25 protein-coding genes are annotated in these 25,980 nt (G+C 71.1%); 12 read left to right on the top strand and 13 right to left on the bottom strand.

The genetic code is table 11. The features are described from left to right. Window position 1 precedes the first annotated feature (1 nt). A complete protein-coding gene (locus ACYVLJ_RS25350; RefSeq protein WP_460440621.1) occupies window positions 2-658 on the bottom strand; it encodes a hypothetical protein in 657 nt (218 codons plus the stop codon). A 64-nt stretch (window positions 659-722) separates the two neighbouring features. On the opposite strand from ACYVLJ_RS25350, the gene ACYVLJ_RS25345 reads away from it, so the two are divergent. Together ACYVLJ_RS25345 and ACYVLJ_RS25340 are read left to right on the top strand one after the other, a co-directional pair. Beyond that, window positions 723-2,480, top strand: coding sequence for a M64 family metallopeptidase (locus ACYVLJ_RS25345; RefSeq protein ID WP_460440620.1), 1,758 nt, complete (start codon window positions 723-725; stop codon window positions 2,478-2,480). Between the two features lie 15 nt (window positions 2,481-2,495). Further along, window positions 2,496-2,849: a VOC family protein gene (locus ACYVLJ_RS25340; protein WP_460440619.1), complete on the top strand. Its 354-nt coding sequence runs from the start codon at window positions 2,496-2,498 to the stop codon at window positions 2,847-2,849. Here the strand turns inward: ACYVLJ_RS25340 and ACYVLJ_RS25335 are convergent. The 8 genes from ACYVLJ_RS25335 to ACYVLJ_RS25300 all read right to left on the bottom strand — a co-directional run bounded on the left by ACYVLJ_RS25335 (window position 2,846) and on the right by ACYVLJ_RS25300 (window position 12,777). Next, on the bottom strand, window positions 2,846-4,216 hold the full coding sequence (locus tag ACYVLJ_RS25335; RefSeq protein WP_460440618.1) for a beta-N-acetylhexosaminidase: 1,371 nt from the start codon (window positions 4,214-4,216) through the stop codon (window positions 2,846-2,848). The genes ACYVLJ_RS25340 and ACYVLJ_RS25335 overlap by 4 nt on opposite strands. Before the next feature lies 1 nt (window position 4,217). Further along, window positions 4,218-5,060, bottom strand: a complete 843-nt coding sequence (locus ACYVLJ_RS25330; RefSeq protein ID WP_460440851.1) for a carbohydrate ABC transporter permease — start codon at window positions 5,058-5,060, stop codon at window positions 4,218-4,220. Further along, window positions 5,057-6,004 (bottom strand): carbohydrate ABC transporter permease, encoded by a 948-nt coding sequence (locus tag ACYVLJ_RS25325; protein WP_460440617.1) that lies wholly within the window; start codon window positions 6,002-6,004, stop codon window positions 5,057-5,059. The genes ACYVLJ_RS25330 and ACYVLJ_RS25325 overlap by 4 nt, the downstream gene beginning before the upstream one ends. Next, complete coding sequence (locus tag ACYVLJ_RS25320) at window positions 6,004-7,287, bottom strand: type 2 periplasmic-binding domain-containing protein (RefSeq protein ID WP_460440616.1); 1,284 nt, start codon at window positions 7,285-7,287, stop codon at window positions 6,004-6,006. Before ACYVLJ_RS25320 ends, ACYVLJ_RS25325 begins: the two co-directional genes overlap by 1 nt. Before the next feature lie 30 nt (window positions 7,288-7,317). Next, window positions 7,318-8,445, bottom strand: a complete 1,128-nt coding sequence (locus ACYVLJ_RS25315) for a lactonase family protein (protein ID WP_460440615.1) — start codon at window positions 8,443-8,445, stop codon at window positions 7,318-7,320. 62 nt (window positions 8,446-8,507) lie between these two features. Then, entirely contained in the window at window positions 8,508-9,896 is a 1,389-nt protein-coding gene (locus ACYVLJ_RS25310) for a GntP family permease (RefSeq protein ID WP_451982983.1), read from the bottom strand. Continuing rightward, complete coding sequence (locus tag ACYVLJ_RS25305; RefSeq protein WP_460440614.1) at window positions 9,893-11,479, bottom strand: N-acyl-D-amino-acid deacylase family protein; 1,587 nt, start codon at window positions 11,477-11,479, stop codon at window positions 9,893-9,895. Before ACYVLJ_RS25305 ends, ACYVLJ_RS25310 begins: the two co-directional genes overlap by 4 nt. Next, window positions 11,479-12,777 (bottom strand): amino acid deaminase, encoded by a 1,299-nt coding sequence (locus tag ACYVLJ_RS25300; RefSeq protein ID WP_460440613.1) that lies wholly within the window; start codon window positions 12,775-12,777, stop codon window positions 11,479-11,481. Before ACYVLJ_RS25300 ends, ACYVLJ_RS25305 begins: the two co-directional genes overlap by 1 nt. Window positions 12,778-12,890: 113 nt before the next feature. On the opposite strand from ACYVLJ_RS25300, the gene ACYVLJ_RS25295 reads away from it, so the two are divergent. Genes ACYVLJ_RS25295 through ACYVLJ_RS25285 form a run of 3 tightly spaced genes read left to right on the top strand, consistent with a single transcriptional unit; the run spans window position 12,891 to window position 15,000 of the window. Beyond that, window positions 12,891-13,862 (top strand): sugar kinase, encoded by a 972-nt coding sequence (locus tag ACYVLJ_RS25295; protein WP_460440612.1) that lies wholly within the window; start codon window positions 12,891-12,893, stop codon window positions 13,860-13,862. Then, the gene (locus ACYVLJ_RS25290) at window positions 13,859-14,617 is read left to right on the top strand and encodes an IclR family transcriptional regulator (protein ID WP_451982972.1); all 759 of its coding nucleotides are present in this window, start codon (window positions 13,859-13,861) and stop codon (window positions 14,615-14,617) included. Before ACYVLJ_RS25295 ends, ACYVLJ_RS25290 begins: the two co-directional genes overlap by 4 nt. Beyond that, window positions 14,617-15,000 carry a RidA family protein gene (locus ACYVLJ_RS25285; RefSeq protein WP_400877528.1) on the top strand — a complete coding sequence of 128 codons (384 nt, stop codon included), beginning with the start codon at window positions 14,617-14,619 and terminating at the stop codon, window positions 14,998-15,000. The genes ACYVLJ_RS25290 and ACYVLJ_RS25285 overlap by 1 nt, the downstream gene beginning before the upstream one ends. Window positions 15,001-15,032: 32 nt before the next feature. Here the strand turns inward: ACYVLJ_RS25285 and ACYVLJ_RS25280 are convergent, their stop codons facing one another. The 3 genes from ACYVLJ_RS25280 to ACYVLJ_RS25270 all read right to left on the bottom strand — a co-directional run bounded on the left by ACYVLJ_RS25280 (window position 15,033) and on the right by ACYVLJ_RS25270 (window position 17,150). Beyond that, entirely contained in the window at window positions 15,033-16,028 is a 996-nt protein-coding gene (locus ACYVLJ_RS25280) for a PALP domain-containing protein (RefSeq protein WP_460440611.1), read from the bottom strand. After that, complete coding sequence (locus ACYVLJ_RS25275) at window positions 16,025-16,669, bottom strand: GntR family transcriptional regulator (protein WP_460440610.1); 645 nt, start codon at window positions 16,667-16,669, stop codon at window positions 16,025-16,027. Before ACYVLJ_RS25275 ends, ACYVLJ_RS25280 begins: the two co-directional genes overlap by 4 nt. Before the next feature lie 121 nt (window positions 16,670-16,790). Next, window positions 16,791-17,150 (bottom strand): DUF1844 domain-containing protein, encoded by a 360-nt coding sequence (locus ACYVLJ_RS25270; RefSeq protein WP_451982960.1) that lies wholly within the window; start codon window positions 17,148-17,150, stop codon window positions 16,791-16,793. A 205-nt stretch (window positions 17,151-17,355) separates the two neighbouring features. On the opposite strand from ACYVLJ_RS25270, the gene infC reads away from it, so the two are divergent. The 6 genes from infC (at window position 17,356) to pheT (ending at window position 23,274) form a co-directional block, all read left to right on the top strand. Beyond that, on the top strand, window positions 17,356-17,958 hold the full coding sequence (gene infC, locus ACYVLJ_RS25265) for a translation initiation factor IF-3 (protein ID WP_451983515.1): 603 nt from the start codon (window positions 17,356-17,358) through the stop codon (window positions 17,956-17,958). 68 nt (window positions 17,959-18,026) lie between these two features. Then, complete coding sequence (gene rpmI / locus ACYVLJ_RS25260) at window positions 18,027-18,221, top strand: 50S ribosomal protein L35 (RefSeq protein ID WP_072480095.1); 195 nt, start codon at window positions 18,027-18,029, stop codon at window positions 18,219-18,221. 68 nt (window positions 18,222-18,289) lie between these two features. Continuing rightward, window positions 18,290-18,667: a 50S ribosomal protein L20 gene (gene rplT / locus ACYVLJ_RS25255; RefSeq protein WP_072480094.1), complete on the top strand. Its 378-nt coding sequence runs from the start codon at window positions 18,290-18,292 to the stop codon at window positions 18,665-18,667. After that, on the top strand, window positions 18,664-19,479 hold the full coding sequence (locus tag ACYVLJ_RS25250; protein WP_460440850.1) for a TrmH family RNA methyltransferase: 816 nt from the start codon (window positions 18,664-18,666) through the stop codon (window positions 19,477-19,479). The genes rplT and ACYVLJ_RS25250 overlap by 4 nt, the downstream gene beginning before the upstream one ends. Window positions 19,480-19,651: 172 nt before the next feature. Then, complete coding sequence (gene pheS, locus ACYVLJ_RS25245) at window positions 19,652-20,713, top strand: phenylalanine--tRNA ligase subunit alpha (protein WP_451982957.1); 1,062 nt, start codon at window positions 19,652-19,654, stop codon at window positions 20,711-20,713. Continuing rightward, complete coding sequence (gene pheT, locus ACYVLJ_RS25240; protein ID WP_460440609.1) at window positions 20,713-23,274, top strand: phenylalanine--tRNA ligase subunit beta; 2,562 nt, start codon at window positions 20,713-20,715, stop codon at window positions 23,272-23,274. The genes pheS and pheT overlap by 1 nt, the downstream gene beginning before the upstream one ends. A gap of 107 nt (window positions 23,275-23,381) precedes the next feature. Here the strand turns inward: pheT and ACYVLJ_RS25235 are convergent, their stop codons facing one another. Further along, the gene (locus ACYVLJ_RS25235; protein ID WP_460440608.1) at window positions 23,382-24,071 is read right to left on the bottom strand and encodes a DNA alkylation repair protein; all 690 of its coding nucleotides are present in this window, start codon (window positions 24,069-24,071) and stop codon (window positions 23,382-23,384) included. A 193-nt stretch (window positions 24,072-24,264) separates the two neighbouring features. Between ACYVLJ_RS25235 and ACYVLJ_RS25230 the strand changes: the two genes are divergently transcribed. Then, entirely contained in the window at window positions 24,265-25,848 is a 1,584-nt protein-coding gene (locus ACYVLJ_RS25230) for an alpha/beta hydrolase (protein WP_451988770.1), read from the top strand. Window positions 25,849-25,980 lie beyond the last annotated feature (132 nt).

Below are 25,980 nucleotides of genomic sequence, written 5' to 3'. Positions count from 1 at the left end.
GCTACAGCCGGGCGTTGAGCAGGTTCGCGATGCGGGTGTAGACCTCGGGTGCGAAGGGGCGCAGGACGAGCTCGCCCAGCCGGGTCTGGCCGTGGGACTTCTTCACGACCAGCAGCATGACGTCACCGTAGCCGCGGCCGTTGCCGGCCTCGTTGTCGTTCAGCTTGCAGGTGCGCGTGGTGCCGTCCACCCCCGCGACCGGTGCGGCCGGCCCGATGCAGGCCTTGGTCCAGTCCGCGAGCAGCGCCGAGAACTGCCGGGTGCCCGGGACGACGGTCACGAAGAGGTCGAGCAGCTGCCGTCCGCCGGTCCGGCTCGCGTAGTTGCAGTGGTAGGTCGTGGCGTCCCGGTCCTTGCTCGGTGCCTCTTCGACCGCGTAGGCGTCCAGGACGACTCCCATCGCGGCACTCGACTCGGTCACCCCGAGGAACGGGCACGCCGAGGCGACCTCGGCCGGCGACTGCGGTGGTGGCGGTTGCGGGGTGGTCGGCGGCTGCGAACCCGGCCCCGGGCCCAGCGGCGGCGCGTCGGACGCCGGCGCCGGCTTCGTCGACGAGACCGCCGTCGTCGTGGCCGGCGCGGCCGGTACCGGCGTCGAGCACGCGGTGAGCAGCGCCAGCGCGGCGGCGGCCACCAGGATTCCCCCTCGGTTCCCCATCTCGTGAGAATAGCCCGACTTCCGGCGGTTCCGGCCGCTTTTCCGGTGCGGTAGACCGGGGGCCATGCCGAACTGGGCCGGGCTCGCCGCCGCGTTGCTGATCGCCGCCGGAGCCGCCGCTCCCGCACAAGCCGCCGAACCCGCCGCGAGCGTCACCGCCGTCCAGGTGACCGGGCCCGTCACGCAGCGGTTCACCCTCGTCGTCCTCGGGGACGGCTACACCGCCGCCGAACAGCCGAAGTTCTTCGCCGACGTCCAGCGGCACGTGAACACGCTGTGGTCGCTCGAGCCGTTCAAGTCCTACCGCAGTTACTTCAACGTCTACGCCGTGTCGATCGCCTCGCCGGAATCCGGTGTGGACTGTGACCCCTCGCTCGACGCGCCGAAGAAGAACACCCCGCTGAACATGGGGTTCTGGGGCGGTTGCAACGCCCAGAGCGTGCAGCGGCTGCTGACCGTCGACGACGACGCCGCCCAGCGGTACGCCGACCTCGTGCCCGGCACGACCCGTGCGAACCGGCAGATCCTCGCCCTCGCCAACAGCGGCACCTACGGCGGTGCGGGCGGGACTTACGCGACGGCGTCGGGCGGGAACGCCCTGTCCGCCCTCATCTCGCCGCACGAGCTGGGCCATTCGCTCGGCGGCCTCGACGACGAGTACGACTACTACGCGCGCAACGTCCCGGGCGGTGCCTACGAAGGCGGCGAGCCCGGCTCGATCCACCACACCCTGCTCACCGAGCAGCAGATGCGCGACCAGCACGCGAAGTGGTGGCGCTGGCTGGGCGAGCCCAGTGAGTCCGGCGGCACGATCGGCCGCTTCGAAGGCGGGCTCTACACCCAGACCGGCGTCTGGCGGCCGAGCAGGCACTCGATGATGAAGACCCTCGGCTACGCCTTCGACCAGGTCGGCCGGGAACGGATGACGCAGCGGATCTCCGCGAAGGTCCCGCTGATCAGCGGCGGCACCCCGGCCGGGACGATCGGCGCCGACCGCGTCGTCTGGGTGCGCACGATGCACCCGGCCGGCCACCGCCTCGACCTCACGTGGACGCTCGACGGCGTCCCGCTGCGCGGCCGCGACGCGGTCGACCTGCGGCAGGCGCACGTCAGGCCCGGCACGCACACGCTGACCGCGAAGGTGGCCGATCCGACGCCGTTCGTGCGCGACCCGGCCGTCCGGCCGACGGCGACCCGGACGTGGACCGTCGACACCTCCGTCGGCACGCCGCCGGAGACCGGCCCCGCGGTCGTGGCGTCGACGCCCACGGCCCAGCCGGTCGGCGGCAAGGACGTCGTCTACGTCGAGACCGGGGAACCGACCGGGGCGATCCCGCAGGTTCACTGGGCGCTCGACGGGCGGCCGGCCGGGACCGGGCCCGACTTCGCCCTCCACGAGTCACGCGGCGCGCACACCCTCAGCGCGACGACCGGCGGCACGACCCTGACCTGGGCGGTCGACGCGGCGGGCCCGACGACGACGATCGAACTGCCCGCCGGGGACACCGTGTTCCGCGGCTCGTTCACGATGCGGCTGACCTCGCCCGACGGGATGCCCGAGTTCCGCGTGGACGGCGACGGCTGGCACAAGTACTACGGCTGGCCGACGGACCCGGGCGCGCCGTACCTGTTCACCGCGCGCGGCACGGAGATCGACGGCCTGGCGTACGGCAACCTCGGCCCGGACGGCCTGACCGTCTCGCCGTTCACCGAACGCAAGCCCGGGTACGGCCGGCACCGGATCGAGTACCGCTCGATCGACGCGGCCGGCAACGTCGGGCCGACGCGCTCGGTCACGGTGACGCTCCTGCCCGGTGGCTGATGGCAGGATCGCGGCATGGAACGCGTGCTCGGCATCGGTGGGTACTTCGTCCGCGCGGCGGACCCGGCGGCGCTCGGCGCCTGGTACCGGGACTGCCTCGGCCTCGACCTCGACCAGACCGGCGTGTGGCAGCAGGAAGCCGGCCCCACGGTCTTCGCGCCCTTCGAGGCCGAGACCGGCTACTTCGGGTCCCGCGACCAGCAGACGATGCTCAACTTCCGGGTCCGCGACCTGGACGCGATGCTCGCCCAGCTGCGCGAGAAGGGCGCCGACGTGGCCGATGACGTCCAGGAGATGGCCGGCATCGGCCGGTTCGGCTGGGTCACCGACCCCGAGGGCCGGCGCATCGAGCTCTGGCAGCCGGCCTAGCGGGGCCGCCCCGGCACGCCGGGCCGGGTCTGCCAGGGGTGCGGGCCGTCGAGCGGCCGGTACTCGACGCCGAGCGCGTCCAGCCGCGGCAGGTGGTGGTCCCGCAGCCGCGGCAGGAACTCGGCGTAGTCCCGCTCGCCGCCGCTCCACGCCACCTCCGCGAACGCCGACAGCCGCGGGAACGCCATGTAGTCCACCCGCCGGACGGTGTCCAGGTGCTCGCTCCACACCTGCGCCTGCACGCCCCGCAGGCGCGGCCCGGTCAGCGCCGGCTCGTAGGTGTAGACGTCCTCGAGGGTGTGGACCCAGCCGACCGGGACCGGCTCGCCGGGGTGGTCGGCCTGCCGGTGGTCGAGGTAGACGTACTGCTCGGGGCACATGACGACGTCGTGGCCGGCCTCGGCCGCGCGCAGGCCCGCCGCCTCGTTCTGCCAGGAGCCGATGACCATCGGCGGCAGGCCGGGGATGTCGAGGACCTCGTCCCAGCCCATCGGCGTCCGGCCGCGGGCCACCAGGTGCTCGGCGAGGAGCCGGACGAACTCGCGGTGCTCGTCGGTCGCGCCCGGCGTCTCGTCGCCGCCCAGCGCGATCACCGGCGAAGGGAAGACGTCGAGGAGGTGGTCGAACACCGTGCGGAAGAAGTCCAAAGTGGACTCCGACGGGTTCAGCAGGGAAGTGCTGATGCCCCAGGCAGTCCAGACTTCGTAGGCGTCCTCGGTGCCGAGCGCCGGGTAGGCCGCCAGCGCTGCGCGGGCGTGCCCGGGGATGTCGATCTCCGGCACCACGGTGATCGCGCGCGCCGACGCGTACGCGACGATCTCCCGCAGGTCGTCGCCGGTGTAGAAGCCGCCGTGCGGACGGCCGTCCTGGGCACCCCCGCTGCCCGCCATCGACGACGGCCGCCAGCCGCCCACGGACGTCAGCTTGGGGTACTCCGGGACTTCGAAACGCCAGCCCTGGTCGTCGGTGAGGTGCAGGTTCAGCACGTTCAGCTTGTGCGCGGCCAGCAGGTCGACGAACCGCAGCACCTCCGCCTTGGTCCGGAAGTGCCGGGCGACGTCGAGCAGGCAGCCGCGCCAGCCGAACCGCGGGTGGTCCTCGACGACGCCGCAGGGCACGGTGAGCCCGTCCTCGAGGGAAGCCGCGCGGAACGCGTCCGGGCCCACGAGCTGCCGCAGCGTCTGGCGGCCGTGGACCTCCCCGGCGGCGTCGCCGCAGTGCAGCACGATCCCGGCCGGGGAGATCTCCAGCCGGTAGCCCTCCGCGGGAAGAGTGGCCGCGCGAACGTCCACAGGGGACGGCCACGGGCACGAACCCGGCTGCGGCGTCACGGAAACCGGGCGGGGGAGCAGGGTGTCGAAAGCCATTTCAGCCCTTCACGGCGCCGGCCATACCGGACACCAGCCGTCGTTGCACGAGGACGAAGAACACGAGCACCGGAACGGTCATCAGCGTCGAGGACGCCATCACCGCGCCCCAGTCGGTGTCCTCCGGCTTGAAGAACACCAGGATCGCCTGCGGCAGCGTCTGGTTCTCGGTCTTGGAGATGATGAACGTCTTGGCGAACAGGAAGTCGTTCCAGGCGTGGATGAACGCGAGCACGCTCACCGCCACCAGCCCGGGCGCGACCAGCGGGAACAGGATCTGCCAGGTGAACCGCAGGCGGGACGCGCCGTCCAGCTTCGCGGCCTCTTCGAGTTCGACCGGCACGGCGGCGACGAACCCGCGCAGCATCCAGATCGCGAACGGCAGGCTGAACGCCAGGTGCACCAGCACCAGCGAGCCCAGCTCGTTGAGCCCGAACGCCGGCACGACGCCGCCGATCTGGCGCATCAGGAAGAACAGCGGGATGGTCAGCGCCTCCACCGGCACCATCTGGGCGACCAGGATCATCACCAGCAGCACGGTCCGGCCCTTGAACGAGAACCGCGTCAGCGCCACCGCCGCGAGGAACGACAGCAGCAGCGAGAGCACCACGACGACCAGCGCCACCACCAGGCTGTTCACGAAGAACCGCCCGAAGCCGGACACCGTGAGCACGCGCTCGAAGCTGTCGAGCGACGGGCTGAACGTCCACGGCTTGGGGTTCGCCGACTGGATCTCACCCGGTGGCTTGAACGCCGAGAGCAGCATCCAGTAGAGCGGGAACGCGACGATCCCGGCGATCACGACCGTGACGACTTCGGCGATCAGCCGGCCGGGGCGTTTCACAGCCACGCCGCGCTCCGGCGCTGGGACCGGACGTACAGCCCGGTGACCGACAGCAGCAACAGCGTCATGACGACTCCGATCGCCGAGCCGAGGCCGTACTCCTGCCCGGCGAAAGCCTGTTGGTACGCGTAGACGTTGAGGACCAGGTTGCGGCCGGCGACGCCGCCGCCGTTGGTCATCACGTAGATCTGGGTGAAGACCTTGAAGTCCCAGATGATCGACTGGACGGTCGCGATCATCAGCAGCGGCCGCACCATCGGCAGCACGATCGACCAGCTCGTGCGCCATACCGACGCGCCGTCGAGCGACGCGGCTTCGAGGACCTCGTCCGGGACGCCCTTGATCCCGGCGTACATCGTGACCAGCACGAACGGGAACGAGCACCAGATCACCTCGGCGGCGACGAGCCCGAACGCGCCGAGTGTGCCGAAGGTCCACGAGTGGTGCTCAAACGGCAGCCCGATGCCCGAGAGCACCTCGTTGACCAGGCCGAAGTCGGTGTCGAAGAGGAACAGCCAGACGTAGGAGCCCGCGATCGCCGGCGTCGACCACGCGCCCAGGGCGGCGAGGAACAGCAGCGTGCGGGGGAGCGAACGCACGCGCGAAGCCAGCACCGCGAGCCCGGTGCCGACGACGAGCGAGCCGACCACGCAGGCCGCGGCGAACCCGACCGTCTTGCCGAGCACGGTCCAGAACTGCACCTGGGACAGCAGGTCGGCGTAGTTCGCGAAGCCGAGGAACACCAGGGGAGCGTTGCCCGCGGCCTGCGGCTGGCCGTAGTCGTAGAACGAGATCAGGACCAGCTGGTAGATCGGGTAGGCCAGCAGCGCCGCGAGCAGGATGCCCGCCGGGGCCAGGTACAGCGCGGCGGCTCGGCCGTCCCCCGTCCGCCGCGGCCGCCGTGCGGGAGCCGTGACGGAGGGGGCTTCCTGGACGGTCACCACTAGCCGAAGGCCTTGTCCATCGCCGCGGCGGCGTCGGTCAGGGCCGCGGCCGGGTCCTTGCCGCCGGTGGCGATCTGCTGGACTGCCGTCGGCAGGACGTTCTGGCTGTCGATCTTCGACCACGCCGGCGTCGCCGGGACGAACTTCGTGCCCGCCTTGAGCGTGTCGACGAACGGCTTGAGAAACGGGTCGTTCGCCGCGAGCTTCTGCTGCACGCTGCTCAGCGTCGGCAGGTTGCCCATCGCGGTGTACATCTTCTCCTGGTACTTCGCGCCGCCGAGCAGCTCGATGAAGTCCGTGGCCAGGCTGCGGTGCTTGCTCGCGGTGAAGACGCCGAGCAGGTTGCCGCCGGCGAACGCGGGAGCGACGCTGCCCGCGGTCGTGCCCGGGATCGGGACGACGGCGTACTTGCCCTTCACCGCACCCTGCTCGACGGCCTTGCGGTTGAAGTCGCCGCCGATCGTCATCCCGGCCTTGCCGCCCGCGAACGCCGTGACGCTCTGCGTGCCGGTCAGGTTCGCGCACTGCGCGGGCGGGCAGATGTCGTCCTTGAGCAGGCTCGCGTACTGCGTCACGCCGGCCTTGGCCTTGTCCTCGGTCACGGCCGAGGTCCACTTGCCGCCGGTGTCGGTCGCCAGCTCGCCGCCATTGGCCCAGAGGAACGGCAGCATCGCGTAGGTGTACTTGCCGCCGACGGAGATGCCGTAGAGGTCCGGCTTCGCGGCGCGGATCCGCCGGGCCGTTTCGGTCAGCTCCGAGAGCGTCGCCGGTGGCTTGAGGCCGAGCTCGGTGAAGACGTCGGTGCGGTAGTACAACGCGCGGATCCCGGTGTACCAGGGCAGGCCGTAGGTCTTGCCGCCGGACTTCGCGGTGTCGACGACGGTCGGGATGAGGTCCTTGCCCTCGCGCCACGACGCGAGGTCGCCGGTGAGGTCGGCCAGCGCGCCGGTGGCGGCGTAGCTGGAGACGTCGGTGTTGCCGAACTCGGCGACGTCCGGCGCGTTGCCCGGGTCGTTGAAGGCGCCGGAGAACTTGTCCGCGCGGCCTTCGACCGGCACCCACTGGACGTCGACCTCGACGCCCTGGTGGGCCGCCTTGAACTCGGTGATGGCGTCCTTGACCGCGGCCTCCTTGGGCGCGCGGTTGGCCTCGTCGAACAGCCAGACGCGGATGGTGCCGGTCCGGTCGTCCCCGCCGGCGCCGGCGGGTGCGGACTGGGTGGGGGCGCAGCCGGCGAGCAGGGCCAGCCCGGCGATCACGGGCAGGGTGCGGCGCAGTCTCATGACGATCCTCCAGTGGGTGCCTGAACGGCGTCAGGCGAAGCAGACCGAGTTGACGTCGGGCACGGCGAGGCTGCCCGCGACGGCGCCGGGCAGGCCGGTGGCCGGGTCGCGGGGCAGCCAGGTGACAGTGCCGGATCGCTGGTTGGAGACGTAGAACCAGTTTTCGCCGGGGTCGAGGGCGACGTGCCGCGGCCAGTTGCCGCCACTGGACACAGTGGACACCAGCTGCAGCCGGTCGCCGGCGACGGAGAACGTCGCCAGGGTGTTGGGGCCGCGGACGGTGGCGTAGGCGAACTTCCCGTCCCTCGACAGGGTGATCTCGCCGGGGAACAGGTCCCCGGTGCTGCCCGGCGGCACCGCCGGGACGACGGAAAGCGCCTTCAGCCTCCCGGCGGCCGCGTCCCAGCTCGCGACCGTCACCTCCGGCCGCAGCTCCTGCAGGATGTAGGCGAACGAGCCGGTCTTGTCGAACGCGAGGTGCCGCGGCCCAGCACCGGCGGGCAGCTTCAGCTGCTGGTGCAGCGAAAGCTTCCCGGTGCCGACGTCGAGGGAGTAGACGTACACCGAGTCGGCGCCGAGGTCGACCGACAGCACCCAGCGGCCGGTCGGGTCGTTGACGACCTGGTGGGCGTGGGCCTGCCCGGAATCGGCGTGGTGCGTCACCAGGTCCGTGGCCATGCCGAGCTTGCCGCCGGCCTGGATCGGCAGCACGACGACGCTGCCCGAGCTGTAGTTCGCGGCCAGCACGTACTTCTGGCTCGAGTGCACGCTCAGGTGCGTCGGCGCGCCGCCTTTCGACGTCACCTTGTTGAGCGGCTTCGGGTTCGCCGCGTCGGCGATGTTCAGCGCCGAGACGAACCCGTTCGGGTCGCCTTCGTTGGTCACGTAAAGGGTTTTGCCGTCCGCGCTGCGGTCGAACCACGACGTGTCGGTGATCCCCGGCACCGTGCGCACCGGGTTCAGCGTGGCACCCGAGCGGCTGGAGACGTCGAGGCCGTGGCCGCTCGCCCCGCTGGTGTAACTGCCGATGTACACGGTTCCTCCGGCGATGCAGCCCTTCGAGGTGGTGGCCGCGGACGCGAGCTGCGGGCCGAAAACGGTGGCAGCGCTCGCGCCCGCGGCGGCGCCGAGGAACGTGCGACGGGAAAGTCCGGTCATCATTGTCTCCCAGTGCTTTCGAGGGCGGCGGAGTTCGGGTCGGCGGTTCACCCCAGTATGGTCTAGACCACGGCCATGAGCAATGCCGAAACCCCGAAACCGGACAGGGAAAGCACGGTTTCCAGCGCGGTCCAGGACTTCAGCGTCTGCAGGACGCTCATGTTGAAGTACCGCGAAACGATCCAGAAGCCACCGTCGTTGACGTGCGAGGCGATGATCGACCCGGCGGAAATCGCCATCACCAGCAAGGCCAGCTGCACCTGGGAATACCCGAGCTGCGCCACGGTCGGCGCGATGATCCCGCTCGTCGTCACGATGGCGACGGTCGCCGAGCCCTGCGCGATGCGCATGCCGCAACTGATGACGTACGCGGCGAGCAGCACCGGCAGCCCGGCGTCGTGCAGCGAGTCGGCCACGGCCTTGCCGATGCCGGTCGCGGAAAGCACCGCGCCGAAGAACGCGCCCGCGCCGACGACCAGCAGGATCATCGCCACCGGCCGCAGCGACTTCGCGGCCAGCTCGTTGAGGTCCTTGCCGGTGAACCCGCGGCGCAGGCCGAGCAGCCACGACGCGAGCAGCACCGCGATGGTGAGCGCGACGGCCGGCGTCCCGATGAACGCGGCGACGCCCGAGAGCGTGGAGTTCTTGGGCAGCCAGATGCTGCCGAACGTCCCGGCGAGGATGAGCACCAGCGGCACCGCGATGATCGAGCCGACCAGCGCCAGCGACGGCACGTCCGCTTCCTGTTCGCCCTCTTCCTCGGCGACGATCATGTCCTCGGGCACGGCGATGTCGATGCGCTTGCCGATCCAGGTCGCGTACAGCACGCCGCCGATGAGGAACGCGGGGACACCGCAGGCGAGGCCCATCAGGATGATCCAGCCGAGCTCGACGTGCAGCAGCCCGGCCGCGGCCACCGGACCCGGGTGCGGCGGCAGGAACGCGTGCGTGATCGACAGGCCCGCGATCAGGGGCATGGCGTAGAGCACCAGCGACCGGCCACCCTGGCGCGCCGCGACGTAGACCAGCGGTGCCAGCACGAAGATGCCGATGTCGAAGAACACCGGGATGCCGAAGATGAACCCGGCGATGCCCATCGCCAGCGGCGCCCGCTTCTCCCCGAACGCCTTCAGCAGCGCACCGGTCAGGACTTTCGCGCCACCCGAGCGTTCCAGGATCGACCCGAGTAACGTGCCGAGCCCGATGATCGCCGTGATGTGCCCGAGAATGCTGCCGAAGCCCTTTTCCAGCAACGAATCCGACGACTTCTGCGCGGTCCCGACGATCGTCCCGACCGGCAGGCCCGCGGCCAGCGCGGTGAGCAGGCCGACGACGATCAGCGCGATGAACGGCTCGACCTTGAGCTTGACGATCAACAGCAGCAGGACGGCGATCGAGACGGCGGCGAGCGTGAGCAGACCGCCCGTGGTGTGTTGCAGCCAGTGGATCATCGGGCTCTCCCGGGGTTGCGCAGGGACCGGCCGGCGAGGGCGCCGGTGGGACGGCCGTCGTCGAGCGCGGCGACGCCGTTGACGAAGACGTGGCTGATGCCCGCGGCGGGCTGCCGCGGGTCGTCGAAGGTGGCGGTGTCGGCGACCCGGTCCGGGTCGAACAGCACCAGGTCGGCGGCGTACCCGGCGCGGACCAGGCCACGGTCGGTCAGCCGCAGCCGCCGTGCGGCCCGCCCGGTGAGGTGGGCGACGCACTCGGCGAGGTCCAGCACGCCCAGTTCGCGGACGTACCGGGCGAGGTAGCGGGGGAACGTGCCCCAGGCGCGCGGGTGCGGCCGGGCGCCGACGAGCAGGCCGTCGCTGCCGCCGGTGTGCGTCCGGTGGCGCATGATCGCCTGGACGTTCTCCTCGTGCCCGACGTGCATCAGGCAGGACGTGCCGAGCTTTTCGTCGAGGAGGGTGTCGAAGTACAGCGTTGCCGGTTCGGTGCCCGCGGCGCGTGCCGACGCGGCCACGCTGTGCCCGACGAGGTGGGTGTTGTGCTCGTTGCGGACGCCGTTGATTTCGATGGCGTCCCAGTCGATCGGGACGCCGTGGGCGCCGTCCGAACCGGACTCCTCGATCGCTTCGCGGATCCGCTCGCGTTCGTCCACATCGGACAACCGGGCGAGGGTGGCGTCGAGGCCGCCTTCGGAGGCCCAGCTCGGCAGGAGCGCCGAGAGGTAGGTCGCGCCCGGCAGGTACGGGTAGGTGTCGAGGCTGACGTCGCAGCCGTCGTCGAGCGCATCGTCCAGCAGCTTCAGCAGGTCGGGCGCTTTCCCCTTGTTCACCGAGAAGTTCATCGTCGCGTGCGCCAGGTGCAGCGGGCAGCCCGAGCGCCTGCTGACGTCGATCATCTCCGCAAACGCTTCCAGCGCACCCTTGCCGTAGCTGCGGTGGTGCGGGCTGTAGAACCCGCCGCCCTCGCCGACCACCCGGCACAGCTCGACCAGCTCACTCGTGCCGGCGTACATCCCGGGCGTGTAGGTGAGCCCGGACGACATCCCCATCGCGCCCTCGGCCAGGCCGGTCGCGACGAGTTCCTTCATCCGCGTTAGCTCGGCGTCCGTGGCCGGGCGGTCGTCGAAGCCGACGGCGAGCATCCGGACCGTGCCCTGCGGCACCAGGTAGGCCGCGTTGACGGCAACACCCCGGTCCAGGCGGTCGAGGTACTCGCCGACCGAGCGCCAGTTCCAGTCGAACCCGGCCGGGTCGTCGTTCCAGCCCGCGAGCTGCTGCCGCAGGGCCTCGAGAACGGTGTCGTCGACCGGCGCGTACGACAGGCCGTCCTGACCGAGCACCTCGGTCGTGACGCCCTGGGTGATCTTGGCCGCGTGGTCCGGGTTGGCCAGCAGCTGCAGGTCGGAGTGGGAGTGCATGTCGATGAACCCGGGCGCGAGCACCAGGCCGTCGGCATCGATCGTGCGTCGTCCGGTGAGCGAGCCGACCTCGGCGATCTTGCCGTCGCTGATCCCGACGTCGTGGCGGGCGAGTGGTTCGCCGGTGCCGTCGGCGACCAGCGCGTTCTTGACGACGACGTCCATCAGAACCACGTCCGGACCAGGTCGACGACGGTTTCGCCGTCGGCCGCGGTCACCGGCAGCAGCGACCACTTGTCGAACACCGTGCAGGGGTGCGACAGACCGAGCCGGATCCAGTCGCCGACCTCGACCGGCGACCCGGCGGGCAGGGTCAGGAACGCGTGCTGGTCGTTCATCTTCGCGACGACGTGGTCCTTCAGCGGCTCGGCGGGGCCGTCCGGTGTGCGCCGCAGCTGCGGCTCGGGCATGCCTTCGTCGAAGGACGCGTCACGCTTGCCGATCGTCAGCAGCGCGAGCTCGTCCGACGGCTTCGACGTCACCTGCGCCCAGGCGTGCAGGGCGGGCCGGAACGACGCGACGCCGTCGATGCGCGGGTGGTCGCCGAGCGGGGAGATCTCGCGGTAGAAGCCGTCGTCGTGGGTGACGTACGCGCCGCTGCGCAGCACCGGCAGCACGTCGAGCCCGGCCGGCCACGGCTTGGTCAGCTCGTTCGCGACCTGGTCGAAGTAGGCGCTTCCCCCGGCCGTGACGATGATCTGGCCGTCGAGGAGTCCCTTGTCCGCGAACGTGATCGCGAGGTCGCGCAGACCGTCCACATAGGAGCTGATCTTCGCGAGCGCGGCTTCGTCGGTGTCGTGCGAGAGCGCGCCCTCGTAACCGCCGGTGCCGCGCAGCCGCAGCACCGGGCTGGCGTGCACCGCCTCGGCGACGGCCAGCACGGTCTCGGTGTCGCGGACGCCGGTGCGGCCGCCGTCGGCACCCAGCTCCAGGAGGACGTCGACCGGGCGGCCGGCGTCGGCGAGCGCCTCGGTCATCAGCTCGACGCCGCGGACCGAGTCGACCCAGCAGACGAACTCGAAATCCGGGTCCGCGGCCAGTTCGGCGGCGAGCCACCGCAGGCCCGACGGGTCGAGGAACTGGTTGGCGAGCAGGATCCGCGAGACGCCGAACGCGCGGTAGATCCGCAGGTGGCCGGCGTTCGCGCAGGTCACGCCCCACGCGCCGTGTTCGATCTGGCGGGCGAACAGCTGCGGTGCCATGGTCGTCTTGCCGTGCGGGGCGAGCACGACACCGCGGGCGGCGCACCAGGCGGCCATCGTCCGCAGGTTGTGCTCGAGCGCTTCCTCGTCGAGGACCACGAAGGGCCCGAAGAACCCGTCCGTGAACAGGTTGAGCCGGCGATCCGCGGCTTCGGCGAGGGTGAGCCCGCTCAGCGCGGGGGCGGCCGAGCGGAAGCGCCAGTCGATCCGCTCCTGGCGGAGGGCGTCGAGCGCGGCGGGGTCCATCTGGCAAGGGTTCATCGGCGGCGACCTCGGTTGCGTATGTTGCAACGACTGTTGCGCATTTTGAGTGCAATAGGTGTAGCATCCGGGTCGCCACAGGTCAACGGGGTGACGGACGGGGGAGACGGAAAGTGACGAGCGGGCCCGAAGTGCTCTGTGTCGGCGAGACGATGGCGCTGTTCGTGCCCGCCGAACCCGGCCCGCCGGACGAGGTCAAGCGGTGGCTGCGCACGATCGGCGGCGCCGAATCGAACGTGGCCAGTCACCTGCCCGCGCTCGGCGTGCCGAGTGGCTGGGTGAGCGCGGTCGGCGACGACCCGTTCGGCCGCGCGGTGCTCCGCGAGATCGCCTCCCACGGCGTCGACGTCAGCGCGTGCTACACCGACCCGGCGCGCCCGACCGGGCTCTACATCAAGGAAAGCGGCGCCGGCGGCAGCCCGGTCCGCTACTACCGCGCCGGCTCGGCGGCGTCCGGCATGGGCCCCGCCCTGCTGGACCGGCTGACCCTCGACGGCGTCCGCGTGCTGCACCTGTCCGGGATCACGCCCGCGCTGTCGGACAGCTGCCTCGCGTTGGTGCGCGCGCTGCTGGAGATGCCCCGCGGTGACCGGCTGATCTCCTTCGACGTCAACCTGCGCCCCGCGCTCTGGGCCGGGCGCGACCCGCGCCTGCTGGCCGAACTGGCCGCGCGGGCGGACGTCGTCCTGACCGGCGACGACGAAGCCCAGCACGTCTGGGGGACCGGCGACCCGGCGGAGCTGCGGGCGCTGCTGCCCGAGCCGCGCACGCTGGTGGTCAAGCACGGTGAACGCGGCGCGACGCTGGTCGAAGGCGAGCCGCTGTTCGCGCCCGCGCTTCGCGTCGACGTCGTCGAGCCGGTCGGCGCCGGGGACGCGTTCGCCGCGGGCTTCCTCGCCGCGACGCTGCGGGGCGCGTCACCGCTCGAACGCCTGCGCCGGGGCCACCTCCAGGCCGCGGCGACCCTGCTGACCCACGACGACGTCGGGGTGCCGCTGCCGCGCCCGGTCGTGGATACCCTGCTGAAGGCCGGCCCGGACGAGTGGCGTTCCGCGCGGCTGACCGGGGAAGGGGTGCTCACGTGAGCCAGAGCCTGGACCGGGCCTTGACCCTGCTGAACTCGATCGCGAAGGACGCGCGCACGCTCGACGACCTCGCCGACGAGATCGGCGTGCACAAGTCGACGGTGCTGCGCCTGCTGCGCACCCTCGAGCAGCACCACTTCGTCCGCCGCGAGGGCACGCGGTACTACCGGCTCGGCAGCGCGATGTTCGACCTGGCAAACCAAGCCCTCGACTCGATCGACGTCCGGCGCAGCGCCCAGCCCGCGCTCGCCGCGCTCAACGCCCGCACCGGGCACACCGTGCACCTGGCCAGCTACGACGACGGCGAAGTCGTCTACATCGACAAGTACGAGGGCCGCCACTCGGTCCGGATGTACTCGCGCGTCGGCAAGCGCGCGCCGCTGCACTGCACGGCGGTCGGCAAGGTGCTCGTCGCGGCGATGCCGGCGGCGCGGCGTGAGGAGATCGCGCGGTCGATCCAGTACCCGGCGCTGACACCGAACACGATCACCTCCGCCGAGGCGTACCTCGCCGAGCTGGACCTGGTCGCCCAGCGCGGGTACGCCGTCGACAACGCCGAGCACGAGGACTTCATCCACTGCGTCGCGGCGCCGGTCCGCGGCGCGGACGGCGAAGTCCTGGCCGCCGCGTCGATGTCGGTGCCGAAGGTGCTGCTCGACTACGAAGGACTGCTGGCGCTGGTACCCGACCTGCGGGCCGCGACCACGGAAGCTTCCGTCCACAGTGGATGGACGGAGAACGGAAAGGGGCACTGATGAGCAAGACGGCAGTTTCCACCGAGAACGCGCCGAAGCCGCCGGCGAAGTTCTCGCAGGCCGTCCGCAAGGGAAACCTGCTGCAGGTCGCCGGCCAGGTCGCGTTCGACCCGGCCACGAACGCGATCGTCGGCGACGACGTGGTCGGCCAGACCCGGCAGACGTTCAAGAACATCGAAGCCGTGCTGGCGGAGGCGGGCTCGAGCCTGGCCGACGCGATCATGGTGCGGGTGTACCTGACCGACACGGCGCACTTCGCGCCGTTCAACGAGGTCTACGACGAGCTGATCGGCGACGCGCCGCACGCCGCCCGCACGACCGTCTACGTCGGCCTGCCGGGCGAGCTGCTCGTCGAGATCGACGTGCTCTGCGTGCTGGACTGAGGTCTTGCCCCGGGGCCGCGGCCCCGGGGCGCTCAGCCGAGCACGCTCGTGTAGCCGTTCAGCGCGGGCTGCCCGCCGAGGTGGGCGTAGAGGACGTTCGAGCCGCTGTCGATCTCGCCGTTCTTGACGAGGTCGATGAGTCCCGCCATCGACTTGCCCTCGTACACCGGGTCGGTGATCATCCCCTCCAGCCGTGCGCACGTCTCGATGGCGTCCACAGTAGACTTGTCGGGGATGCCGTAGGTCCCGGCGTGGTAGCGGTCGTCCAGCTCGACCTCCGGGATCTCCCCGGCGCCGATCAGCTCGGCGGTGGCGCGCGCGATGCGCGTGACCTGCGCGCGGGTCTCGTCCGGCTTGGCGGAAGCGTCGATGCCGAGGATCCGCCGGTTCTTGTGCCCGGCCACCCCGGCGACCATCCCGCCCTGGGTGCTGCCGGTGACCGAGCAGACGATCACGGTGTCGAAGAAGAGGCCGAGCTGCTCTTCCTGTTCTTCCAGTTCGACGATCCAGTTCGCGAAGCCGAGCCCGCCGAGCCGGTGGTCCGACGCGCCGGCCGGGATGGCGTACGGCTTCCCGCCGTCCGCTTCGATCTCCGCGACGGCGTCTTCCCAGGCCTGCTTGAACCCGATGCCGAAACCGGCTTCGACGAGCCGGACGTCCGCGCCGAGGATCCGCGACAGCTGGATGTTGCCGACCTTGTCGTAGAGCGGGTCGTGCCAGTCGACCCAGCTTTCCTGCACCAGCACCGCCTTCAGCCCGGCCCGCGCCGCGGCGGCCGCGACCTGCCGGGTGTGGTTGGACTGGACGCCGCCGATGGAGACGAGCGTGTCGGCCTTCCGTGCGAGCGCGTCGGCGACGAGGTACTCGAGCTTGCGCGTCTTGTTGCCGCCGAACGCGAGGCCGGAGTTGACGTCTTCGCGCTTGGCCCAGATCTTCGCGCCGCCGAGGTGCTCGGTGAGGCGGTCCAGCGGGTGCACCGGCGACGGGCCGAACAGCAGGGGATAGCGCGGGAAGCCGGCGAGGGTCATCGGTCCTCCAGGAGGTCGGTCCAGATGGTCGAGATCACGGAGACGGCGGTTTCGGTGTCGCGGGCTTCGAGGGCGTCGATGAGCCGGGTGTGGCGCGCCACCGAGTTCCAGGCGAGCGTCGAGCTGAAGCGCGCGTGCTCCAGCCGGCGCAGCAGGGGCGTGTAGCGGTCGAGGGTGGCGGCGACGGCGGCGTTGCCGGCCAGCCGGACGGGGATGTCGTGCAGCTCGTCGTCGGCGTTGACGGCGGCCTCGATGTCGCGGGCCTCGATGGCCTTCGCGAACCGGTCGTTGGCGGCTCGCATGGCGGCGACGTCGGCCGCCCGGATCTTCGCGGCGGCCTGCCGCACGGCGAACTCGTGCAGCACCCGGACGATCTCCCGCGCGTCGACGACGTCGGGCGACATCACCTCGGAGACCCGGGTGTAGCTCTGCGGCTTCGACTCGACGAGCCCGTCGTCGGCGAGCCGCCGCAGCGCCTCCCGCACCGGGGCCTTCGAGAGGCCGAGCTGCTCGGCGAGGTCGCCGTCGCGCAGCGGAGCGCCGGGTGGCAGCGACCCGTCGACGATGGCGTGCCGGATGCGGTCGTACGCCTCGTCGCGCAGCAATGGCCTGGTGACCTTCGAGAGACTCACATCTAACATGTTAGATGCCAGAGGTGAACTGCGGAAGACCTGATCCGGCGGCGGTGCTCCGGCTGTGGCTGTCGTGGGTGGTCAGCGCGGTCAAAACCGCCCTGACCACCCACGACGAGGTGCGGCAGACTCAGTAAACGGGGCCGGTGTACTTTTCCCCGGGGCCCTGGCCCGGCTCGTCCGGCACGGCCGAAGCCTCCCGGAAGGCCTTCTGGAGCGACTGCAGGCCGTCCCGCAACGGCCCGGCGTGCAGGCCCAGGTATTCCGCGGAGGCCGTCACGAGACCCGCCAGCGCGGTGATCAGGCGGCGGGCTTCGTCGAGGTCGCGGTGCGGGGACGTCGCCGGGTCGGCGTCGGCGAGACCGAGCCGTTCGGCGCCGGCCGACAGCAGCATCACCGCCGCGCGGCTGATCACCTCCACGCTGGGGATGTCCTCGAGGTGGCGGGGATCGGGGGAATACGGGGGCTGTTCGGAGGGTTGATCTGACACGTCTGGTACCCTTCCACGAGCGACCAGCTCCCGAGCGATCGGGGGCGGCAAGTGGAGCCCCGCTCCCACCCGCGTCACCCTCAAGGTGGCCGGGTCCGGTCTCGCCCGGACGCCAGTTCAGGGTGAAGTGTCCAGCCTCCGGGCCGGGCACGATCGGAAACAGAGTGGGCCCCGCGCACCGAACCGGTGTCGGGGCCTTCGCTATGTGGGCACCAGGTCGAAACGAGAAGAACAGCCCTCGGACCAAGGAGGCCCCATCAGCTCCGAGACACGCATCAACGAACGCATCCGGGTGCCGGAGGTCCGGCTCGTCGGACCGAACGGCGAACAGGTCGGCATCGTCCGGATCGAGGATGCGCTGCGGTTGGCTCAGGAGCAGGATCTCGACCTCGTCGAGGTCGCTCCCCAGGCGCGCCCGCCCGTGGCCCGGCTCATGGACTTCGGCAAGTTCAAGTACGAATCTGCCCAGAAGGCCCGCGAGTCCCGCCGCAACCAGCAGCTCACGGTCATCAAGGAACAGAAGCTGCGTCCGAAGATCGACCAGCACGACTACGAGACCAAGAAGGGTCACGTGTCGCGGTTCCTGGCGGCCGGCAACAAGGTCAAGGTCACGATCATGTTCCGTGGTCGCGAGCAGTCCCGGCCGGAGCTCGGTTTCCGGCTGCTGCAGAAGCTCGCCGACGACGTGACCGAGCTGGGCTTCGTCGAGTCGTCGCCCAAGCAGGACGGTCGCAACATGATCATGGTGCTGGCCCCGCACAAAAAGGTGAAGCCGAAGGCGAAGGCCGAGCAGGCCCCCGAGGCGTAAGCGCCGACCAGCACATGTCAGCGGCTCACCGGGTTTCCGGTGAGCCGCCGCACGAAAGAGGACACCAAATGCCGAAGATGAAGACCCACAGCGGGACGTCGAAGCGAGTCCGCGTCACGGGCACGGGCAAGCTGCGCCGCCAGAAGGCCGGCCGCCGCCACCTGATGGAGAAGAAGTCCAGCCGCCTCACCCGCCGTCTCGAGGGCACCACCGAGCTGGCGAAGACCGAGGTCGGCCGCGTCAAGCGCCTCCTCGGCCGCTGACCCCGCAGAACTTGCAGTAACCACCCGGGGCGTTCCCCCTCGCCCCCCGATATCGACAGGATGGACCCGTGGCACGCGTCAAGCGGGCGGTCAACGCCCAGAAGAAGCGTCGCGCAACTCTCGAACTGGCCAGCGGCTACCGCGGCCAGCGTTCGCGGCTGTACCGCAAGGCCAAGGAGCAGACGCTTCACTCGCTCAACTACGCCTACCGGGACCGCCGTGCCCGCAAGGGTGACTTCCGCCAGCTGTGGATCACCCGCATCAACGCGGCCGCCCGCGCCAACGGCGTGACCTACAACCGGTTCATCCAGGGCATCAAGGCCGCGGGTGTCGAGGTCGACCGCAAGATCCTCGCGGACCTCGCCGTCAACGACGCCGCCGCCTTCACCGCGCTGGCCGAGCTCGCCAAGGCCAACGTGAACACCGGCGAAAAGAAGTCGGCCTGACCGGCAGTTCTCCCCGGCCCGGGGCGGATCCGTTCACCGAGCGGACCCCCCGGGTCGTTGCTGCGCGCAAGCTGACGCGGCGCGCGGACCGCGACAAGACCGGCCGGTTCCTCGCCGAAGGGGCCAACGCCGTCGAGGCCGCGCTGGCGAACGGCACCGTGCACGAGCTGTTCGTCACCGAGCGCGCCGCCGCGCAGCACGCGGAACTGGTGGACGCGGCCCGCGCGGCCGGCGTCCCGGTCTCGCCGATCACCGACCGCGCGGCGAGCGGGCTGAGCGAAACCGTGACGCCGCAGGGCATCGTGGCCGTCTGCGCGCTGCTGGACCGTCCCCTCGAACTCGCCGTGGCACCGGGTGCCCGGCTCGTGGTCGTCCTGGTGGACGTCGCCGACCCCGGCAACGCGGGCACCGTGATCCGCGTCGCGGACGCTGCCGGCGCCGACGCCGTCGTCCTGGCGGGCGACACCGTCGACCCGCACAACGGCAAGTGCGTCCGCGCGGCCGCCGGCAGCCTCTTCCACCTGCCGATCGCCCGGGTCCGGGACGTCCCGGTCGCGCTGGACGCCTGTTCGGCGGCCGGCCTGCGCACGTTCGCCGCGCACGGCTACGCCGACGCCGAACTCGATCGGGTGGATCTCACCGAGCCGACCGCGTGGGTGTTCGGCAATGAGGCCCACGGCCTCCCCGCCGACGTCCTCGACCGCACGGACCTCGCCGTCCGGATCCCGCTGTACGGCAAGGCCGAAAGCCTCAACCTCGCCACGGCCGCGGCCGTCTGCGTGTACACGAGCGCGATGGCGGCGCGGCGCTGACCGGGCGGGCCCGCGCCCGCCCGCCGCGACCGCGCTGACCGTGCACCGGCACGGCCCGGGGCGAGCGGGGGCGCGCCGACCCGATCCCATAGACTTTTCTCGCCTTTGACCTTTCGCGCGCCGCGTGTCCGGCGGCGCGCGCACGACCAGTCCCAGCGGACGCCGAGGAGTTATGTCCGGAGCCAAGGAGAAGGAAGCCCAGGGCGCGGTGCTGGCCCCCGAGACGCTGCAGGAGGCGGTCAAGGCCGCCGAAGCCGCGTTCGCCGCCGCGACCGGGCTCGAAGCGCTGGCCGAGGTCAAGCCGGCTCATCTCGGCGACCACTCGCCGCTGATGCTGGCCCGCCGCGAGATCGGTGCCCTGCCCAAGCAGGAGAAGGCCGAGGCGGGCAAGCGCGTCAACGAGGCCCGCCAGGCGATCCAGTCGGCCTTCGACACCCGCCGCGCCGAGCTCCAGGTGGAGCGCGACGAGCGCGTGCTGCGCGAAGAGGCGGTCGACGTCACGCTCCCGTGGGACCGCGTCGCGCGCGGTGCCCGGCACCCGATCAGCACCCTCTCCGAGCGCGTCGCGGACGCGTTCGTCGCGATGGGCTACGAGGTCGCCGAGGGCCCGGAGCTCGAAGCCGAGTGGTTCAACTTCGACGCGCTGAACTTCGGCAAGGACCACCCGGCCCGCCAGCTGCAGGACACCTTCTACGTCGGCGAGGAGGACTCCGGCCTGGTGCTGCGGACGCACACCTCGCCGGTGCAGGCCCGCACGCTGCTGCACCGCGACCTGCCGGTGTACGTCGTCTGCCCGGGCCGCACGTACCGGACCGACGAGCTGGACTCGACGCACACCCCGGTGTTCACCCAGGTCGAAGGCCTCGCGGTGGACAAGGGCATCACCATGGCGCACCTCAAGGGCACCTTGGACGCCTTCGCCCGCGCGATGTTCGGCGAGAACTCCAAGACCCGCCTGCGCCCGCACTTCTTCCCGTTCACCGAGCCGTCCGCCGAGGTGGACGTCTGGTTCGAGGAGAAGAAGGGCGGCCCCGGCTGGGTCGAGTGGGGTGGCTGCGGCATGGTCAACCCGAACGTCCTGCGCGCCTGCGGCGTCGACCCCGACGTGTACTCGGGCTTCGCCTTCGGCATGGGCATCGAGCGCACCCTGCAGTTCCGCAACGGGATCCCGGACATGCGCGACATGGTGGAGGGCGACGTCCGCTTCACCCTTCCCTTCGGAACGGAGGCGTAGTGCGAGTCCCCGTCAGCTGGCTGACCGAGCACCTCGACATCGGCGAGGAGGTCACGCCGCAGGACCTGGCCGACGCCTTCGTGCGCATCGGCATCGAGGTCGACGACCTGAGCGAGCTCGGGCCGGTCACCGGTCCGCTGGTCGTCGGCCGGGTGGCCGAGATCGAGGAGCTCACCGAGTTCAAGAAGCCGATCCGGTTCTGCCGCGTCGACGTCGGCGAGGAAGCCGAAGAACCCGTCGTCGAGGAAGACGACGAAGACGAGGACGACGACGAAACCGGCGAGTTCGACGAGGGCCCGCACGGCATCAAGACCCGCGGCATCGTCTGCGGCGCGCGCAACTTCGCCGAGGGCGACCTGGTCGTCGTCGCGCTGCCCGGCGCGGTCCTGCCCGGCGACTTCACGATCGCTTCCCGCAAGACCTACGGCCGCGTCAGCGACGGCATGATCTGCTCGGCCCGCGAGCTCGGCCTCGGCGACGACCACGCCGGCATCCTCGTGCTGCCCTCCGGCACCGCGAGCCCCGGCGACGACGCCCGCGAGCTGCTCGGCCTCGACGACTCGGTGATCGAGTTGGCGCCGACCCCGGACCGCGGCTACGCCCTGTCCGTCCGCGGCCTCGCGCGCGAGCTGTCGAACGCGCTGGACGTCGCCTTCGGTGACCCGGCGATGCTGGAGGTCCCGGCGGCCGAGGGCGACGCGTGGCCGGTCCACGTCGAGGACCCGGAAGGCTGCCCGCGGTTCGTGCTGCGCCGGGTCACCGGCCTGGACGCGACCGCGCCGACCCCGTGGTGGATGCGGCGCCGGCTGATGCTGGCCGGCATCCGCTCGATCTCGCTGGCCGTCGACGTCACCAACTACGTGATGCTCGAGCTCGGGCACCCGCTGCACGCGTTCGCCACCAAGGCCATCCAGGGTGACCTGGTGGTGCGCCGGGCGAAGCCGGGCGAGAAGCTGACCACGCTGGACGACGTCGAGCGCACGCTCGACCCGGACGACGTGATCATCGCCGACGACAGCGGCGTCATCTCGCTCGCCGGCACGATGGGCGGTGCGAGCACCGAGATCACGGCGGAGAGCACCGACGTCCTGCTCGAGGCGGCGCACTGGAACCCGGCCGCGATCAGCCGCACCGCCCGGCGGCACAAGCTGTTCTCCGAGGCCGCCAAGCGGTTCGAGCGGTTCACCGACCCGCAGCTGTGCCCGGCGGCCGTCGAGCTGGCCGCCCGGCTGCTGCGCCAGTACGGCGACGCCGCCATCCAGCCCGGCCGCACCGACGAGGGCACGGTCGAGCCGAACCCGCCCGTCGTGATGCCGATCAACCTGCCGGACCGGATCGCGGGCGTGAACTACCAGCGCGGCGTGACCGTCCGCCGGCTCACCCAGATCGGCTGCAAGGTCTCGGTCGGCACGGGTGACGACGGCACCGGCCTGGTCACCGCGATCCCGCCGAGCTGGCGCGGCGACCTCAAGCAGCCCGCGGACCTCGTCGAAGAGGTGCTGCGGCTGGAGGGCTACGACAGCATCCCGTCGACACTGCCCGCCGCCCCGGCCGGCCGTGGCCTGACCGACACCCAGCGCCGCAGCCGCAGCGTGGCACGGGCCCTGGCGGAGGCCGGGTACGTCGAGGTGCGCCCGTTCCCGTTCGTCAGCGACGCGGTGTGGGACGCCTTCGGCCTGCCGGAGGACGACGTCCGCCGCAACGCGGTCGTGGTCCGCAACCCGCTGGAGGCCGACCGCAACCGGCTGGCGACAACGCTGCTGCCGGGCCTGCTGGACACGCTGCAGCGCAACGTGTCGCGCGGGATGAAGGACGTCTCGCTGTTCCACATCGGCCAGGTCGTGCTGCCGGCGCCGAACCCGCTGAAGGTGCCCGACCTCGGCGTCGACCACCGCCCGACCGACGAGGAGCTCGCGCTGCTCGAAGCGGCCGTGCCGCAGCAGCCGCTGCACGTCGCGGTGGTGCTGGGCGGCCAGCTGCGCCGCGCCGGCTGGTGGGGCCAGGGCGAGCCGGCGAACTGGGCCGACGCGGTGCAGGCGGCCCGGACGGTCGCCGCGGCCGCCGGCATCGAGCTGACGGTGCAGGCCGCGGACCTCCCGCCGTGGCACCCGGGCCGCTGCGCCCGGCTGCAGGTCGGCGACTGGCCGGTCGGCCACGCCGGCGAGCTGCACCCCAAGGTGGTCGAGGCCCTCGGCCTGCCGCCGCGGACGGTCGCGATGGAGCTGGACCTGGACGCGATCCCGCTGCCGGACTCCCGCCCGGCGCCGAGCGTCTCGAGCTACCCGCCGGTGCTGCTCGACGTCGCCCTGGTCGCGGCTTCGGAAGTGCCGTCGGCCGACCTGGCCGCGGTGCTGCGCGAAGGCGCGGGCGAGTTGCTGGAAGACATCACGCTGTTCGACGTGTACACGGGCGAGCAGGTCGGCGAGGGCAAGCGGTCCCTGGCGTACAAGCTGCGCTTCCGCGCCGCGGACCGCACGCTGACGGTCGACGAGGCCACCAAGGCCCGCGACGCCGCAGTGGCGGCGGCAGGCGAGCGCTTCGACGCAACCCTGCGCGCCTGACCACAGGACGCGACAAGGCCGAGGAGGGGCCGGAACCCCGGCCCCTCCCACCCGCGTCGACCCTCCAATCACGCGTGTCGACCCTCCACGCACGAGCCGACCGCGGATCACCCGATGTGCTTCAGCGCCTCCCGCCGCGAGAGTCCGGACAGTCCCGGGTGGTCGTCCACAAAGGACCGCACCCAGTCCGGCGATGTCTTCGCGTACTCCCGCAGGGCCCAGCCGATTCCCTTGCGCAGGAAGAACTCCGGTTCGGCGATCGCCGGCTCGATCGCGCGGACCAGCAGGTCCGTGTCCGTTTCCTCCTTGGCCCCGACCTGGCAGATGATCGCCGTGCGGCGGCGCCAGAGGTCGTGGTCCGCCGCCCAGCGCAGCATCAGCCGGGTGAGCTCGGGCCGGTGCGACCGCAGGATCGGGCCGATCCGGCGGATCGCCAGCTCGTCCACGTAGTCCCACCAAGCGCCGCTGACGATCATCTCCTCGTACATCGGGACCAGGTCCGGGTCCTGCCACCGCCGGTACGCCCGGTGCCCGGAAAGCGCGATGGCCGCGTAGCGCTCCTCCCGGAATTCGGCGGTGCGCCACAACTCCAGCACGGTCGCCGAATATTTCACCCGATCCGGCACTATATGGTCGGCGAGTACCCCCTTGAGGAACGCACTTCGCTCCGGTGAGGCCACCCCGCGGAACGGCATGGCGGACTTCATGTACGCCTGCATCGCGGTCGCCTTCACCGGGTCGGCCAGCTCGGCCAGCCCCGTGCGGATCGCCTTGACCAGCTGTTCGTCCGCGCTCATGCGTCCTCCCGTCGCCCTCGTGCGGTCCGGAGCGTACTGCCGGGCACCGACAGTTCCAGGGCTCGGCCGCGGCCGCAGGTCCCGACGAAAGACGGATGGCGGAAGTCGCGCCGGTCGGCGAGATTGTCGAAGGTTGCCGGTAGTTTCGCCGGAATCCGGCGAACTCTGTCGAATGCGGATGAAAAGGACGACTGTGAAGAGAATCGTTGCCGCCGTCGCCGCCGCGGGTCTCGCGGCCGGGCTGATGGCCGCCGCGCCCGCCGCTTCGGCGGATCCCGGGGTGCAGTTCACCCCCGCGCCGATCGCCTGGGGGCCGTGCACGTCGGCGAGCCTGAAGGCCGCCGGCGCCGAGTGCGGTTTCCTCGAGGTGCCGATGGACTACGCGAAGCCGGGCGGGGCGAAGGTCTCCGTCGCGGTGTCGCGGATCAAGCACAAGACCCCGCAGTCGCAGGGGATCATGCTGGTGAACCCGGGCGGCCCCGGCGGGTCCGGCCTCGGGCTCTCGGTGCTCGGCAAGTACGTGCCGAACCACGCGGGCGACAACTACGACTGGATCGGCTTCGACCCGCGGGGCGTCGGGTCCAGCAAGCCCGCGCTGACCTGCGACGGGAACTACTTCAGCTACAACCGGCCGGCCTACGTGCCGACGACGCCGCAGCTGGAGAAGACCTGGCTCGACCGTTCGAAGGGCTACGCCGAGGCCTGCAGGAAGAACGGCGAAATCCTCAACCACCTGAAGACGACCGACGTCGCGCAGGACATGGACAGCCTCCGCAAGGCGCTCGGCGAGAAGCAGATCAACTACTACGGCTTCTCCTACGGCACCTACCTCGGCCAGGTGTACAGCACGCTGTACCCGAAGAACGTCCGCCGGATGGTGCTCGACGGCAACGTCGACCCGCGGAAGGTCTGGTACCAGGCCAACCTCGACCAGGACGTCGCGTTCGACAAGAACATCAAGATCTACTTCGACTGGCTCGCGAAGTACGACAACGTCTACCACCTCGGCAAGACCGGTTCCGCCGTCGAGAAGCTGTGGTACGACACGCAGCGCAAGCTCGCCAAGAACCCGGCGGGCGGGGTGATCGGCGGCGACGAGTGGACCGACATCTTCCTGCAGGCCGGCTACTACGTCTTCGGCTGGGTCGACATGGCCAAGGCGTTCGACGGGTACGTGCACAAGGGTGACTGGCAGACGCTCAAGTCGCTCTACGACGACTCGAACCCGCCCGGCAACGACAACGGCTTCGCCGTGTACCTCGGCGTGCAGTGCACCGACGTGCAGTGGCCGACCAGCTGGAACAAGTGGCGCTTCGACAACTGGCTGACCTACGCCAAGGCCCCGTTCGAGACCTGGGGCAACGCCTGGTTCAACGCGCCGTGCGTGTTCTGGCCGGCGAAGGCGGGCAAGCCGGTGGACATCGACGGCCGCAAGGTGGCCGGCGCGCTGCTGATCAGCGAGGAGCTCGACGCCGCCACGCCGTACCCCGGCAGCCTCGAGGTCCGCAAGCGGTACCCGAACTCGAGCCTGATCAGCGCGCCGGGTGGCACGACGCACGCCGGCTCGCTGTCCGGGGTGTCCTGTGTGGACGACAAGATCGCCGACTACCTGGCCAACGGCACCCTGCCGAAGCGCCAGCCCGGCAACCACTCGGACGTCCAGTGCAGCCCGGTCCCGCCGCCGGTGCCCGACGGCGCCGCCGCGCAGAAGTCGGACAGCTCCGCGAAGGCCGCCCAGGAGAAGCAGAGCACGCTGGCCCAGCTGCTGCACTTCTGAGCGCAAGCTCCGCACGGTGCCCCGGTCCGGTTCGCCCGGACCGGGGCACCGTCTTGTCCGCCGGTGTCCCATCGTCGCCTCCCGATCACGTGGTGTGGTCGCCGGAGACGTTAGGGGAGGGGTCCGACAATT

Source organism: Amycolatopsis stemonae, assembly GCF_054781455.1.
The sequence above is the reverse complement of the archived record's forward strand: the minus strand, read 5'-3'. Positions and strand labels throughout refer to the sequence as shown.